Annotated in this window: 13 protein-coding genes and 2 pseudogenes; 1 reads left to right on the top strand and 14 read right to left on the bottom strand. The window is 49.2% G+C overall.

The genetic code is table 11. The features are described from left to right. On the bottom strand, positions 1–318 hold a 318-nt coding region (locus IO95_RS10395; RefSeq protein ID WP_037385210.1), incomplete at its 3' end, for a transposase. 205 nt (positions 319–523) lie between these two features. After that, a pseudogene (locus IO95_RS26060) lies at positions 524–881 on the bottom strand (transposase); the annotation flags it as partial. Between the two features lie 133 nt (positions 882–1,014). Here IO95_RS26060 and IO95_RS10405 point away from each other — a divergent pair. Then, a pseudogene (locus tag IO95_RS10405) lies at positions 1,015–1,302 on the top strand (transposase); the annotation flags it as partial. A gap of 68 nt (positions 1,303–1,370) precedes the next feature. On the opposite strand, the gene IO95_RS10410 reads toward IO95_RS10405, so the two are convergent. The 12 genes from IO95_RS10410 to IO95_RS10455 form a co-directional block, all read right to left on the bottom strand. After that, complete coding sequence (locus IO95_RS10410) at positions 1,371–2,858, bottom strand: serine/threonine-protein kinase (RefSeq protein ID WP_037385213.1); 1,488 nt, start codon at positions 2,856–2,858, stop codon at positions 1,371–1,373. Between the two features lie 49 nt (positions 2,859–2,907). Further along, positions 2,908–5,559 carry a type VI secretion system ATPase TssH gene (gene tssH, locus IO95_RS10415; RefSeq protein ID WP_023488969.1) on the bottom strand — a complete coding sequence of 884 codons (2,652 nt, stop codon included), beginning with the start codon at positions 5,557–5,559 and terminating at the stop codon, positions 2,908–2,910. A gap of 212 nt (positions 5,560–5,771) precedes the next feature. Next, positions 5,772–6,860: a type VI secretion system baseplate subunit TssG gene (tssG, locus tag IO95_RS10420; RefSeq protein WP_037385192.1), complete on the bottom strand. Its 1,089-nt coding sequence runs from the start codon at positions 6,858–6,860 to the stop codon at positions 5,772–5,774. Beyond that, a complete protein-coding gene (gene tssF / locus IO95_RS10425; protein WP_023488967.1) occupies positions 6,857–8,743 on the bottom strand; it encodes a type VI secretion system baseplate subunit TssF in 1,887 nt (628 codons plus the stop codon). Before tssF ends, tssG begins: the two co-directional genes overlap by 4 nt. A gap of 3 nt (positions 8,744–8,746) precedes the next feature. Next, positions 8,747–9,319: a type VI secretion system baseplate subunit TssE gene (locus IO95_RS10430; protein ID WP_023488966.1), complete on the bottom strand. Its 573-nt coding sequence runs from the start codon at positions 9,317–9,319 to the stop codon at positions 8,747–8,749. Then, on the bottom strand, positions 9,316–10,140 hold the full coding sequence (locus IO95_RS10435) for a type VI secretion system accessory protein TagJ (RefSeq protein WP_023488965.1): 825 nt from the start codon (positions 10,138–10,140) through the stop codon (positions 9,316–9,318). The genes IO95_RS10430 and IO95_RS10435 overlap by 4 nt, the downstream gene beginning before the upstream one ends. An 18-nt stretch (positions 10,141–10,158) precedes the next feature. Further along, positions 10,159–11,106 carry a type VI secretion system-associated protein gene (locus IO95_RS10440; RefSeq protein WP_235186760.1) on the bottom strand — a complete coding sequence of 316 codons (948 nt, stop codon included), beginning with the start codon at positions 11,104–11,106 and terminating at the stop codon, positions 10,159–10,161. 44 nt (positions 11,107–11,150) lie between these two features. Continuing rightward, positions 11,151–11,930, bottom strand: coding sequence for a PP2C family serine/threonine-protein phosphatase (locus IO95_RS10445; RefSeq protein ID WP_023488963.1), 780 nt, complete (start codon positions 11,928–11,930; stop codon positions 11,151–11,153). Beyond that, positions 11,927–13,711 carry a type VI secretion system-associated FHA domain protein TagH gene (gene tagH, locus IO95_RS10450; protein ID WP_023488962.1) on the bottom strand — a complete coding sequence of 595 codons (1,785 nt, stop codon included), beginning with the start codon at positions 13,709–13,711 and terminating at the stop codon, positions 11,927–11,929. Before tagH ends, IO95_RS10445 begins: the two co-directional genes overlap by 4 nt. 170 nt (positions 13,712–13,881) lie before the next feature. Further along, entirely contained in the window at positions 13,882–14,259 is a 378-nt protein-coding gene (locus IO95_RS26460) for an STY0301 family protein (RefSeq protein WP_369794342.1), read from the bottom strand. Next, positions 14,219–14,440: a BPSL0067 family protein gene (locus IO95_RS26465; protein WP_152554925.1), complete on the bottom strand. Its 222-nt coding sequence runs from the start codon at positions 14,438–14,440 to the stop codon at positions 14,219–14,221. Before IO95_RS26465 ends, IO95_RS26460 begins: the two co-directional genes overlap by 41 nt. Before the next feature lie 283 nt (positions 14,441–14,723). Next, a complete protein-coding gene (locus IO95_RS10455) occupies positions 14,724–15,206 on the bottom strand; it encodes a type VI secretion system tube protein Hcp (RefSeq protein WP_023488991.1) in 483 nt (160 codons plus the stop codon). Positions 15,207–15,632 lie beyond the last annotated feature (426 nt).

The raw sequence follows: 15,632 nt of genomic DNA on the forward strand, positions 1-15,632 counted from the left end.
GCAAGCGCCTGTCGCATGTTGATGGGCTTTAACAATGCTACCGTCTATAAATTCCCATTCTAAATCAGCTAATTGCCTAAGCTCGACAAAGAGCTGCATAAGAATGCCTTTCTTTGACCACAAGTTAAACCGGCGGTAGATGGCACTCCAATGTCCAAAAGCGTCTGGAACATCACGCCAAGGGCAGCCAACCCGCATTCGATACAAAATCCCTTCTAAAGTATTTCTGTGTTCCGGCTTGTCATAGACACGACCCGTTCTCAGCATCAAGCGGATTAGCTTTGACCAGTATTCATCTGTTAATATCGTTCTTGGCATGTTGGGCTGTCGTGGTTAGTTTTTGGCGAAAGTAATTATACCAGTCCTTCATGCCGCCTAATAATCCACCACGAAAGATCAACAGCCCCTAGTATTGTTTCTCGCAGTTGGGCAAATTGTGGCAATTTTTGCTTTTCTGGACGCCATGCCAGTTCCATTTCAATCAAGTTATACTGTTCAACAATGGTGGCCCGGTAGCGGTCAACCAATATCGGTAACTACTGCGATGAATATCAAATGTTTGGCATAACGCCTCAACGGGATAAAGCGCTCTCAATTTGTCAACTATCGTGAATTGTTCAACGAGTCCGACATCAAGAGAGCGGTAGCCTTTTTTAGAATATCGTTCTCCATTTCAAGACGTTGTATTCTTTTTTTCATTTCCCGCAGTTCGAGCTGCTCGGGTGTTAACGGCAGTCCTGCAGGGGCTTTACCCTGACGTTCAAGACGGAGCTTATTCACCCAGCGAGTCAGAGCAGAAAGGCTCACGTTCATAGCCTTTGCTGGTCAACAACCAGTTTGGCTGCTTCGAGTTTAAATTCCGCTGTGAAATGTTTACCCATTGTGTCACCTGTAACGTTATCGAGGTAAGGATATCACCTCCGGTCAGGTGGCCAAATTCAGTGTGCCACTACACGTTCAGCTAGGTACCGGCGAGCAATAACCGAACTCACCGCGTCTGATGCGAGGTGATACCAGTATTTGCTGAAATACGAAACGGGATTATGGGTATTCTTGTCGCATCCCGGTACGCCGTTGACCAACAATGAAGCTGAGCGCTGCTTGCGTGACACGGTGATTATGGGGAAAATCAGCTACGGAACCCAATCGGATCGTGGCGAGACGTTCCGCTCGCTGATGTTGTTAGTGGTTGAAACTTGCAAAAAGCGGAGACTTTCAGCCTTCCAGGTGATTAGCGATATCGTCACGGCAGTGTTAGCCAAACAACCCTATCCTGAGGTGTTTAACCTTTGCCAAGAGTAGTCAATCCCCCCAGGTGAGCGGTTACGTAAAGATCAATAGCCCTAAATAACCGCCAGCGCCACAAGTAGTTAGAGATTAATTAACCATGTCCCCGCATGTTCAACAGTGAACTGTTTCTGGTATTGGTTTTTAGCCGTAATCATTTGCGCTTGGTATTGGCCTGGGGGTAAATTCAGATGAATAAGTCCGTTTTTATCTGGAGTGATGTACTGTTTTTGACCGTTAATCATCAGTTCTTCACCTAATTGCAGTTTAAAATACACTACGGCAACGGAGGCTGCAGCTGGAGATACAGGCTGTGCTGCAGATACTGCTGTTGCGGCGACAGGTTGTGGCTCAGTTGCTGCTGCTGCTGCTGCTGCTGTTGCTGAGGCAGGCTGTGCTTCAGTTGCTTCAGTTGCTGCGGCAGGCTGTGCTGCAGATACTGCGGTTGCAGCCGCAGGTTGTGATTCTTTGACCTGTGCAGATTCGGAAAATGTGCCATTGTTAAACCAGATTACAATCCCAGCGATAAGCACTGTTGTTATACCTGCACCGAGCGTCATTAGTGGGCCCGATCGCTTTGTGCTAGGTGTTGTTCGGGCTGTCGGTGGTCTGGCAGCAACGGGTATCACGTTAGTTGTGCTAGGCTGAGCATTGATTATTTCATTCTCATTGGCGATGGACAGGTGCAGGAGTTCTGCCATTTCGCCGATGGTTTGCGGCCGCTCTTCGGGCTTTAAGGCTAATGCACGGTCAATAGCATCCAATAGATCTAACGAATACCCTTTTGGACGGCGATCCGTCAGTGGTTGGTAGTGATCTTCGATGCTACGCACCACGCTGACTGGCGGTGGAGCCTTCACGATCAGACTATGTAGCACTGCGCCGAGTGCGTAGATATCGGTCCACGCCCCCTGCTCACTGTCACTATTTTCAGTATATTGCTCAATAGGTGCAAACCCGGGTTTGAGCATGATCTCAGTTTCATCAGACAGGTTACCAATCTCTTTGCGAGCTGAGCCAAAATCCAACAATACCGGTAACTGATTTTCCTGGATCTGGATATTATCCAGTGAAATATCTCGGTGCAGATAACCTTCCTGATGAATGGTGTTGATCGCACTGAGTAAGGTAGGCATCAAATTGCGGATCCAGGCTTCGTTGATTTTCTCTGGGTGTTGAGCCCAGAACTTTTTCAACGTGGTACCGCTATAAAACTGCGTTGCCATATAGGCGGTGCCATTCTCTTCCCAAAAGCGCAGTACGTGTAGCAGTGCAGGGTGAGAAAAACGGGCGAGCAGACGTGCTTCTTGAATAAAACTGTTCAACCCAGCTTGGAAGGTGCGATGAAAACGCTCACCACGCAGGCTAAGCGTAAGATCTTCATTACGTACAACCAACATCGAGGGAATATATTCTTTGATAGCGATAATACGCTCTAGTTGGTGATCGTAAGCGCGATATACGATGCCAAATCCGCCCTCACCAATCACTTCTTTTATCTCAAACTCATTGAAACGATAACCGATAGGCAGACTGTTTGAATTTGATTTTATCATTCCGTTACCTGACATAATGACACTCTCTGTAATCAAATGATCGATGCAGAACAGATGACCAGCGTTATATCTGAAACTGGCAGTTAAACTCATTGTTCTGCATTGAAATATATAATTGCCGATACTTTTGGGCGTTAGCACTGGCGGCCAGTAAGGTATAGCTTATTTGGGGTAGCAAGGTGTTGGTGAGTATGGCGTCAACCATACGTCCACCAGATTCGACCTCGGTGCAGCGGCTGACGATCTGATTAATCACAGTGTCGTCAAACGTGCATGTAATAGCGTGGTTTTCTGCCAGACGGCCCTGAATGCGACCAAGTTGTAAACGCACGATATTGGCTAATATGGCATCAGTCAGTGGATAATAAGGTACCACCAGCAAACGCCCAAGCAAAGCGGCGGGAAACGCCGATAGTAATGCAGGACGCAATGCGCTGCCAAGCGTGCCAGGCTCTGGCAATAACTCTGGATCGGCACACAGGTTGGAAATCAACTCACTGCCGATATTAGAGGTAAGAATGATCAGAGTATTGCGAAAATCGATATGTCGCCCTTCACCGTCTTCCATCCAGCCTTTATCAAATACCTGGAAGAAAATCTCATGCACATCTGGATGCGCCTTTTCGATTTCGTCCAACAACACCACACTGTAAGGACGCCGACGTACCGCCTCAGTCAGAACCCCCCCTTCACCGTAACCCACATAGCCCGGCGGTGCCCCTTTCAGTGTCGAAACGGTATGCGGTTCCTGAAATTCGCTCATATTAATAGTAATTACATTTTGCTCACCGCCGTAGAGTGTCTCGGCTAAGGCTAAAGCAGTTTCTGTTTTACCTACGCCAGAAGGACCGGCCAGCAGAAATACGCCAACAGGTTTGTTGGGATCGTCCAGACGGGCACGGGAGGTGCGAACCCGATGGGAAATCAGTTCCAGTGCATGTCGTTGGCCAATGATGCGTTGACTCAAGGTGTCAGTCAGCTGCAATACGGCTTGGATCTCATTTTTCACCATCCGGCCCAAAGGGATCCCGGTCCAGTCAGAAACCACTGCAGCAACAATGTTAGCATCAACAGCGGCGAAGATAAGTGGCGTTTCGCCTTGCACGTCATCCAGCTGTTTTTGTAATTCTGCCAGATTGGCGCGCAACTCTTCTTCCGAGACCACTGTTTCTTCAGATCCGTTCTCTGCCAGTGCATATTTCTGTTTATGTAACTGCGCCCGCAGATCGATGATTTGTTGGATCACCTTCAACTCTTGCTGCCAGCGTTCGGTCAGTTGTGTTAACTGTTCATCCAGCTCTGCAAGCTGTGCTTCAATCTCCACCGGGCGTTGTAGGTTGCCGATGCCCATTTGGACTTCACGCGAAGCGATCCCCAACTCAATTTGTAATGCTTCAATCCGGTGACGGCAATCCTCTACCTGAGCGGGTTCAGCATGTTGGCTGACGGCCACTCGTGCGCAGGCGGTGTCGAGTAATGCGACTGCTTTATCCGGTAACTGACGTGCGGGAATATAGCGGTGAGAAAGGTGCACCGCAGCCTCAACGGCTTCGTCCAGCAACAGAACGCGGTGGTGGTGTTCCAACGGGCTGACCGTGCTGCGTAGCATCAGCAAAGCTTTCTCTTCGCTCGGCTCTTGTACCTGCACTACCTGGAATCGGCGAGTCAATGCCGGATCTTTTTCTATGTATTTTTTATACTCGGACCAGGTGGTTGCGCCGACAGTACGCAGTTGGCCACGAGCCAACGCAGGCTTTAACAGGTTGGCTGCATCGCCGGTTCCCTGCGTCCCCCCCGCACCGATGAGCGTATGGATTTCATCAATAAACAAAATGATGGGCGTCGGGCTGGATTGCACTTCAGTGATCAACGCTTGTAGGCGTTTTTCAAACTCGCCTTTTACCCCTGCTCCAGCTTGCAGTATGCCAATATCTAACAGGTACAGTTGGACATCCTTCAATTGTGGCGGAACGTCACCAACTGCAATACGCAGAGCCAACCCTTCAACCACGGCGGTTTTACCCACACCCGCTTCGCCGGTTAGCAGCGGGTTGTTCTGCCGACGGCGCATCAGAATATCAATAATCTGGCGAATTTCTTCATCACGCCCACTGACCGGATCGATTTCACCTTGCAGCGCGCGTTGTGTCATATTTTGTGCATATTGCGTCAACACGCTCCCCCCGGCAGAGGGGGCTGTAGCTGCCGAATATTCAGGCACTTCTGGTTCCAATGGTTCCTCACTCGAACGGGTGAGGATGGTGGCAAATTGGTCGGTCAGCAATTCGACATTAATCAGATCGAATTGGGCAGAGATGCTTTTTAGTAAATGGCGTAAATTGTAGGTCTTTAAAATACCTATGAGCAGATGGCCGGTGCGGATCTGATTGGCAGCAAACTTCAGTGAACCATATACCCAGGCGCGCTCAACGGCACTGTCGATATGTTCTGACAGGTCGGAGACTGAACTTGCACCGCGAGGGAGTCGATCCAGTGCCGCAATGATATCTTGTGTCAGCCGCGTTTCATTAAGAGCGAAATGCTGGATAATCTGCTGTAAATCTCCATTTGGGGATTGCATCAACTGATGTAACCAGTGCACCAGTTCAACATAGGGGTTACCACGCAGTTTGCAAAAAGCCGTCGCACTTTCCAGCGACGTGAATAACAGGCTGTCCATTTTGCCAAATAGCACCGAACGACTGATTTCAGACATGGTTTTCCTCGGGTCTTAGAATGACGGAACGCTGCACGGTTCCAACAGTAATCACTAAATAACTGTGCCTAATACCGCTTCGCTTCAGGCTTAAGGCAGATGGATATGACGCACGCCGTAAACCGTCCATGGGGGCTCATATCGCGCATCTCTGCGCTCAACGGTCGGCTAACTTGCATCATGTCCACCTGTAGCACAATTAGCGCAGCTATTTAGCAGGGGGTTTCCAGGGGTTCTGGGCTGTACGTCAGGTCATTGACATCATGTTGGCGTTGGGGATCCTCCATCCAGCTACTGAGCCCCAGACGCTGCCCGCCACCCAACTGGGTGCCGCTCAAACAATCTTTTGCCAAAATCAGCCGGACCTCCCAGACAAATTCAAGGCTCAAATACTGTCGCACCCAGTCACGCAACTGCTTGCTGAATTCAGCACCGGGCAGAAAACGGTCATAATCTTGCTGTGACATAGGGCCTAGCTCGATGCGAAATTTATGCTGAACATTGCGCATGGCGATCCCTAAAAACGCGGATTCCCCCAAACGTGGGGAACTGCGTCCTGCCTGTAAGCGAGCCTGTTCACGTTTTTCTATCGGTAGCCAGTGGGGTATATTTTCGATGATGCGCACCGGGACATTGAAATAATCTTGCAGGATTTTGCCCAACCCTTCGGGATCCCGTCCGTGGCGAACCAAATGACCCGCCATAAAGTGTTTAGCCTGAGTATTGAGGCTATCGCCTCCCTGTTGTGCTGGTAGGCCGATACCCGTCAGGCAGGAGAGATATTCATCAAATCGCCGCCCCTCCGTTCGATCCAGAGATACCGTCGGCTGCGCATCTGCCCAGGCGCGGTAAAACAGTGTGATCAATCGATGATGAAACAGGTTGCTAAATGCCAGCAGGGTCCGATCCTGATGGTGATACAAGCGCTCGCGCACATACTCTGTCATGTGTAACGGCAGTGGGCCATTAGGGCCGAACAGGCCAAAACTGAAGATCGACACTTCATGTAGCGATGAGCCAGTACGTTGGTTAACCTGCGCCAACGTGGAGGGCGCAAAGGATAATGAGGGCTCTTGCCCAAGGCGCAGCAGATCATGGCAGGGGCGAGGCGCACGACCTAGCAGATAGGGCTGGCCCCCTTGAGCATCAATCCGCCGTAGCAGTTGGAACAAATCGTATTGATAGGGTGCCTTCTCCAGTTGCTGCCAAAAATCATCAGGTAAACGATAGAGTGAGTTAATGCGTGCAGGCGTTGAGGGGGGTAATAAGCCTGTTTCGGTTATGTCATGGCATTCATTCATATCAAGGCCCTTTTGCCAAGGCGGGCCTGCCACCAGGCGATTTCTCCCCGCTGTTGGCTGATCAACGTCATTTCTGTGAACGAGTTGATGGAAACCATGCGTGAAAACAGCCGCTCTAACACACAGCCAAGCAGGTAAGCACTGCCGCCCGAGAATGCCTGCTCATCAACGGTAAGATCGATGGCAATGCCTCTGGCAAAAACAATGGGCCCAGGCTCTGGCACCCGTCGGAATATGGGTTTCAGGTTACAATGCCGTATTCCTTTGATCTGTTTGGCAATCGCCGGTTCGCTTGAATCTCCATACAGGCTGAGTAGCTGGCGTAGGCTTGCGGCACCTTGTACGGGATCGGTATCCATCAGGCTTAAGTAATTCAGCTGTAGCTGGCTGATTAATTGCCAGGTAATCATACCTTCACTCAGGGCAGCTTTTGGTAAGGTCGGGCCTTTCTTCATCGCTATCCGCTTGACTGGCAGCGAGTCTGGCATCACGAAGTTCCCCTGTTCCTGTTGCAAGAGCGCCAGCGGCAGGTCACGGCTGGTACACAACACATCAGCGCTCAGGTATTTAAGATCGCTACGCCACGGTGATTGATGTTCATCCACCAATGAAATAAACACTTCAGAGCCAATATAGCCGCTACGTGTCCCATAGCGACGTGCGCGTTCAGAAAGAGGGCGCTGTTCACGGCGCAGCGAAAAATAGGCACCATAGTTATTATCATCTGCGCTTTTCGTCGCGTAGAAATGACGAAATTCCTGCTCATGGCTTTTTTCACGAGAACTGCCAATCAAGCGTTGTACTGCGAAGATTTCATAGTCAAGTGGGCGAATGTTATCCACCACTAAATGGTATTCGTGATTTTTTTCGTTGATCGAGATGCGATCAGCGGTTTTGGGGAACAAGTTGATCACCGGCGTGCAATGCAACGCAAGATGATTCAGATCCACCACTTGTTCCAGAGCGGCATCCTGCTTATCCAGCAGCAAGATGACTTCAAACTGGCGTGGTGCTTTTTTGCCTTCAGGGACATTCTGTAACAGAGGTTGCAGCCCTGCGATGCTAAAAAACTGAAAACGTGCGGGAAAGGCGAAATATTCTTGTAGCAAACGGTAACCATCAAAGTTACGCAGATCGTTGGGCAGCAGCGCTTGCTCAGGCTCGAATCCTTCCTGACGTAACAGATGTTCTGGCAATACTCGCCGTTGCGGTTGTGTTTCTACCGTCTGGCAGAGCAGACCGACGGTATGCTGCATAATCAATTCTTGCAGTTGTTGAGCGTGAAGATCGCTCCCAGACAGATAGAACATCAGTTGATCGAGCTTCAGGTTGTTCAGTGTGACGGTTTCGTAGCATTCCAGTTTGATTCGTAGCGCGCTGACACAGCCATTATGCTGCAATCCTAAGCTGGCTAACGGGAGATCCGCCGGGATCCCCCCCAGTTCGACACTTTTGAGTCGAACTGGCTGTAATCTCACATCCTGTGCGGTGGTATAGCTGCAGGTGATACCATTCTTCTTCAACACCTGGCTGTCCAGCATGGTTCCCCGTGGGACCAGGAATCCGGCGCTGATGTCACCTTTATTGCTGTCTGGCAGGATCTCTGCAATCGCCATGGATGGCGTGGGTGCCAGGTAGTTGGGATAGATGACCTCCAGCAGTCGTTGCGAGAATCGCGGAAATTCGGCATCCATCTTCAATTGCACACGTGAGGTCAGGAAAGCCACCCCTTCCAACAGACGCTCAATGTAGGGATCGGCAACATCAATGCCCTGCATTCCCAAGCGTCCCGCGACTTTTGGGTAACTCTCCGCAAATTCTGCCCCCATTTCTCGCAGATAGGTGAGTTCACGGTTGTAATATTCTAAAAGTTTACGGTTCATCGCTTACCCTACATCCTTTAAATCGAAGTGGCCGTTTTCCAGATCGACATCGGTGCGAAACAGAAACTCCAGTGGATAAGGTACACACCATAAGCGACCTTTGATTTCTATCGACAGGACGTTATGCAATTCCAATGAATGGGGATCTGAAGTACAGCGTACCTGAAGCCCATCCGGCAAGATGCGGGGTTCAAAGGTCAGGATGGACTCGGTCAGCGCCTGTTGGATGTCTGCCCATTCAATATCTGACATCCGTTTGCCCGCCATCGAGGCAATGCCGTAGTTAACCGTTGAGCGCCGGACCTGCGGGTAATGCTCCAGATCGATGTTTGATTCGCTGTTGACGCAGTTGAACAACCATTGCAGATCGCGCAGTACCTGACGACGCAATTCACTGTGCGAGAGCAAATGGCGTGCTGAGTTTTCCTGCTTTTTCTGCGGCTCATTATCAGTCAGCAGATCGAGTAACACCGGTTGCATTTTATCCCGTGATGTCAGCCGTTCACTGTCCTGACGGAAGTAATGCCCTTGCTGGTGCAGACTGCCGTTTTTAGGCAGAGTCTTGCTGTCCATCATCGCTTGCCCTGATCAAAACTCAGTTGGCGTAAACTGAGTAGCGGAAATTCAGCTTCATCACTCAGCCAGGTTTTTAAACCGGAGCCAGCATAGTGCAAGCTGTCTCCCAAGGGATGCCATTCGGTGAGTTGACCAAGCAGTAATACGTCAGCAGAATTAGCAAGAAGCGGGTAACGAACAGGCAACTGGCAGACTTGTTCGCGGCCGTCAATCAAACGTACCAGAGCCTGGCTCCAGACCAGATCAATCACACCTTCCGGTGCCTTGAACTGGATTTCGGCAATAGCAGCGAAAGGAAGCCAGTAATAACCGCCATTAAAGGCCAACTCACAGATTGGCCCCAGGCGTCCATCGCTGTCCGCCAGCCAGGAAAAGGTCTCGGTTTTCAGCTCTTCACCGTTGGAAAAGGTGAGCTGGCCACTGCTGGCCACGGCCTCTTCCAATGCCTGATCGCGGACGATTTCAGCCTGGTCGAATGCGTTGTTCAAGTCATGATGTAATGCCTGGAGCATCAGTGTCATCCAGCTTTCTACCGGGTTTAGCCACATAGGGGTTGCATGACCGGCGAACACCGCCTGACGTTGTAGCTCTGCTTCTACACACTGCATTAACAAAGAGGTTGTTGGCTGAGCGATAGGCTTCAGGGCTTGCCAGGATTTTAACTGCATCTTGGCACGTTGCCAGTTTCCCATCAGGCACAGTAATTGCACCAGAGTGGCCCGGAGATCGGCATCGGTTGGATGGGCTTTGATATCCGTTTCTACCTGAGTAATCGCCTTACTGATGCTTTTCCCCTGCAGCATACCTGCTAATGACTTCATAACCACTTTCCTTAAAAATCAATAAATTGAATCATTAACGGATAAATAGCTGCCGCTAGCAGGATCAACACGCTCAGCAGCCAGCGTTTCTACCAATCGGAATGTCATGGATAGTCCTTGCTTGGTGACTAATGGTCGCCAGGTATCGCGGGCGCGCGTCATTGCCTGGCTAACGACGACTTGGTCGGCGGCCTGTTCTCGCTTCATTTCAATAATCACTTCCCCCTGGAATGCCCAGGTGTGTAATTTCGTGTCAAAAGGCAACACTAGGAAAGAGCCCGAGTCCTCAAGGATCAACCGTTGAGCATTGGCAGTGACCACTCTCAATGGGCGTTCACCTACAGTGATATTGGAGAGCGGGTACCCTTGATAAAAGAAGACATTGTGCGTTTGGTTGGCACCTTCAAACGGGATGACAATCGTACCAGGGCCAGTTAATAAGCCATCACTATCGCAGTGAAGTGTATCTGAACTGGGGATGAATATTGTGTCGTCACTGTCCTGGCCGTTCCAATAGATACGGAACTGGCAGCCCTGTGGTAGAGCAAAAGTTGCAATCGTGTCTTGTGTGGCTAAAGGTGAAGTAACAGCAACGACGGCCGGTACGGTGCTGCCTGGTGAGCTTGTTGCCTCGGGCGGTTGAGCTATAGGCTTCCACTTTTGATTTTTTGTCGCGTTGCCTGACGTTATTTTACTTCCCTGCTTGTCGGTCAGTACCCAGCGAAGCTGTTCCACTTTGGGGCACTGCTTTTCTAACAAGTTCCCCACACGCGGCAGAAAGTCGTTCAGAACCAGAGAGTCTTTATTCTGTGCCGAGGTGATGCGTAATGGGATGCTGTTTTCGCACCAGCTCTCAGGTTTGCTGTTACTGATATTATCAATAAAAACTTCAAGCTTCAGGGTGGGGGCGTTCACCAGCCGATAATTTTCAGCACTGGCGGTAGGTAGTATAATCAGGGTAAGCATCCCGGATATCCAATATTTCATAATAGACCTTGGCATAATTCGCATTATTTGTGGGAAAGAAAACGGTCAGCATCCGTGAGTGAATGCAACAAAGTCGTTTCTTGCGGAGATCCAATCCAGACAACAATCGCACTATAGTTGTCGGTACTGGCGGCATGACCGCCTTTATCCCAGGCTCGTTGCATCAAAGAAAGCCATTCCGTTGGGGAGTTCACCATATGTAGCGACTGCTCTAACTCGTCCTGGGTAAAGTTATGCCAGAAACCGTCGGTACACAGCAGAAAAACATCGCCATCTTCCAGTTGCAGCACATCACCATAGGTGGCATCTCGTTCATCACTGAGCCCCAAGGCGAAGTACAGGAGATTGCTGTTGATTCCTTGGGTTTGATAGCCCGCATCGGCCATTTGCTGAACCAGGCTGTGGTCGCGCGTCATGGCGTATAAATAGCCACGGCGAAACAGATATAGGCGGCTATCACCTGCGTGCGCCCAGTAAGCGAGTTGGTAGTCACGATCGATAAACAGACTCACCAACGTGGTTCCCATCTTGCGGTATTGTTCAGATTGCTGTTGTTCGCGGATGGCGTGGTTGGCATGTGAAATATATTGGCGGATGCATTGAGCATCCAGGTGTTTTTCGCCATCAAAGTGTTGCAAGATAGTGTCTCGCGCTACTTTGGCTGCAATATCTCCCCCTGGTAGACCGGCAATACCATCACAGACCACAAAACAAGCGGAACGATTACCGACCACTTCACCGATCTGATCTTGATTGGTTGCGCGATCCCCCTGATTGGAGGTCGAGGCCATAGTGATATTCATTGGTCATCCTGTTTAATCTGTGAATCTTTGTATTGATTGACTTCAACGCCATAGGCATGCAGGAACGCCTCACCAAACAGAGTATGGAAATCATCCTCAAGCTCACCGGAGGTTTTCTGATAGCTTTTAACGAAGTGATCCCATAGTGCTGCTTTACGGCTTGAGGGTAATGCCAGCCGGGGTACCGCACCTTCATGGCGGGCTTCCTCTTCCAGGCGTTCTGGGTTAAAGGATTGCAACATGGCCGCAATCAACGCCTGGATACCGGCAATCATGCCTAGTTGGTGAGCCTGTAGGTCGATCAACGCATCACGTACCGATTGTTCCGGTGGCATAAAGCCGGGCATTTTGCTACCAAACATTTGCATCAATACGGTTTTGCCTGAGGGCAACAATTTGAACGGATTGTTGGCTTCATCCAGGATCATGGTCATTTCTGCTTTTACACCACGTTTGAGGATTGAACGGGAAGAAAGCAAGGCAACCGTGCCCTGCGAAAACAGGCTCAACAACCGTCCCACCTGATAGAGCTGCTGTTCGTCAAAGTGGGGTTGTGTTTGTAAGTCATCCAGACCGAACCCTTGCAGCAGGGCTCTTAGCAATGGCCCTTCCAACAGTTCACTATTAGAGGTAGGAGCGCTTTGTGGTTGCTCTGTTGAATAGGCAACAGGATCGATCCCTAACCTATTTCCTAACCGATTCCCTGAATGATTACGGGATGGTACAGGTGCCACCGGTGTTTGAGGCTTGGGTGACTCAGGCCTGGGTGATTCAGGTTTAGGCATCGGCGCTGTTACTGCGGGTTCATGCTGTATCGGTTGTACATCAGGTACAGGTCTCGATAAGGTGTGCGCTATAGGTTCAGGTGCCGAGATCGGGTTCTCTGGCATCTGAGAGAGTGGAACTTCTGCCAATGGCTCGGCACCGTTTGTCATCAGGCCCAGAGGGTCATCGCTATATTGAGAGCTAGATGTGATGGGCGATGACGACGCGCCAAACAGAGCCAGGGGGTCTAGCTCCTGTTCGTTAGCAGGATTTGCCTCTGAGGGCGCGGGCTCCTCACTGTGTTTAGGTGAACGATTCTCTACCATCAGTGCACTGGGTGTGGTATCTGCCAGAATATTGTCCTGGTCAAAGGGAGTGTCAGAGTTGAATAATGTCGCTGGATCGGTCTGTCTGGCTTGCAAACCAGACAGTTCGAGATTATCCGTCAACTGTTCCAGCGGGTTATTCGGGTTCAACTCAACAGCTGTTTGTTCCAGTAAAGGGTGATGATGATCCTGATCTGTAGCCTGCGTGGGTGCCGTCTCTCCGTGGGTGAATTCTTGCACCAGGCTATCCCAGATTTCATTGGGGACAGCAGCAGTGTTTTGTTGTTTTGCAGGAGAGGCAACGGTCGGTTCGATATCCAGCGGACGGGTGACGGAGGATTCCGGTGTCGGAGCGGGCACAGGAACTGCGGGTTGTTGCAGGCTGTTAACCTGAATTTGATAATCATCGATACCCAAGATATCGCCGTCCTGCAACTCAACCTGGCGGCCACGTTCCAGCGGAATATTATTAAGCTGCACGTTTGTCACATTGCCACGGTTGGTGATGCGGCATTCACCTTCAGCTGAAATATGTACGATTGCCTGTAAGCGCGATATCGCTCTTTCTTCATCTGGTAGTACCAGATTATTATCTACACTACGGCCTATTGTTCCTCCTGGCGGTAAGAAATCACAGCTACTCTGTGGCGGTACCTGATCCTTTTTGTTTTTTACAATAGTAAATCGCATAAGACATTCCTGCTGATTAAGGGGTAATGCAACGCAGTATTATTACCGGTTTATGCCCGTCATACTTCAATTTGCTTAGGTGTTGGCTGTACATATACAACTTAAATATGACGGATATAGAAGACGTTTTCGACAGCGCCCAATAAAGTTATTTAGAAGGAATCGACCATTTAATGACATTGAACTGTAAATGGATTTTCGTTAACGGTACATTGTGTTGTACCCGCAACGTGTAAAACAACCGTGTTTTTGACCTTATTAAAATGACATACTAGATAGGGGTCCATTCGCGGATCTATGTTCCACTCCCTGGTATTCTTAGTCATTCTTGGTACAAGTTCCCCTTGATTTTCTACCGGCCCGTCAAATAAGGAGGCATTAATCAATGGGTACGATTTACCGTCCACAATGAAGGGATCAGGGCAGGAAAAAAGGGAGGTATTCGCATTGCCACACCCGATATTTATAAAAGTGAACAATATACCCAAGCAGGTGCTCTTAAGTGATTTATTCAATAACATAAAATTGATCCCCATCATTAGATACATCACCGTACCCTCTAAATATTATTAGCCTCTCATTAAGGGGGCGACTTGTCCATTGGTCATAAACATAAATACCTTTCTTATCTTGTTTTATATAAATGGCAGCATGTCCTTCATAATTACCGCGTTGATTAAACGTGGCAATCGCGGTACCGGTTGCGATCGTTGCACCTTTTACATGTATACCTTTTTTTCAAAATTTGGTTTGAGGTGCCCCAGTCAAACTTTTAACAGCGGCGGCACATTCTTGTGACTCACCCACATAGCTATTTAATCGTGTTGTGGCATAACTCATTACTCTTACAATATAGCTCATAGGTCCCTCTATTTTTTGAGAAAATACAGAGTGATATTGATGAAAAAGTCGCCTTTCAGCCCGAAGTACCCAGGCCTGAATAGTGGCTCTTAATCGCTGGCTTTGTCAGCCGTCCGATAACCTCCCCAACAAGGGGAGGTTATCGTTGACATCAAGATTCTTTGTTCTCTTTAATATTCCACCCGGTACTGCTTTCAGCGCCCTTACCGCCTTTATCACTTTGCTCCCAGTATTGCTGCTTAACTTTCGCTGCCTGGAAAGCGTAATTTACGCCAACGGTATCCCCACCCTCAGAGCCGGTATATTGCACCGAGGTCACCAGTACGTCTTCCAAGGTGATTTTGACATACTCAACTTGGCCGCCACCCGCTTTACAAATGGACAGCTCAATTTTTCCCAGATGCTTACCACTGGCGCAGTGTTTTAACAGTGCGGGGGTTGATTTGTCGACCAAGGCATTAACATGTAGATCGTTAAAGCAAACTTTGCCGGCCCCACCACCACCACCTACACTCATATTACCTGGTTGAGATGCACCCCAAGAGAAAGAAACAATGTCCGTCCATCCTTTATGGTTGGAGTCTTTAGATTCACCGTTGGCACCTTCAACCTTCAGAAACATATCAATAGCCATGACTTTTCACTCTTGATTAAGTTTTGGGAATATCAACTTGCGTTGAAACGTTCAGGTTATAGCAGCAGGAGTTGCAATGTTGGTAATAAAAGCCGTGAATGTCCATGTGCTATGCACCTATTAAATACCGATGAAACTGTCGGTTCAGTTATTGAGTTTTTTATTACACGGCAATAGGTAACTCAATTTATTGCTCACTGGGCTTAATAGTTAAAAACTGCCCAATGAGAATGCTTATGCTGTTTCTTCACTTTGATATATGCTTATTTCCACTTCCTGATAAGCATATATCCACTTAAAACCTACCCACTTAAATAGCTGCGCCTAATTGTGCTACAGGTGGACATGGTGTCGGCGTTCTGCATCATGTCCACTTGCCTGAAGCCTGAGGTGGAGCGGTATTAGCCGCAGCTATTGAGGTTACCT

It is taken from the genome of Serratia sp. DD3 (assembly GCF_000496755.2).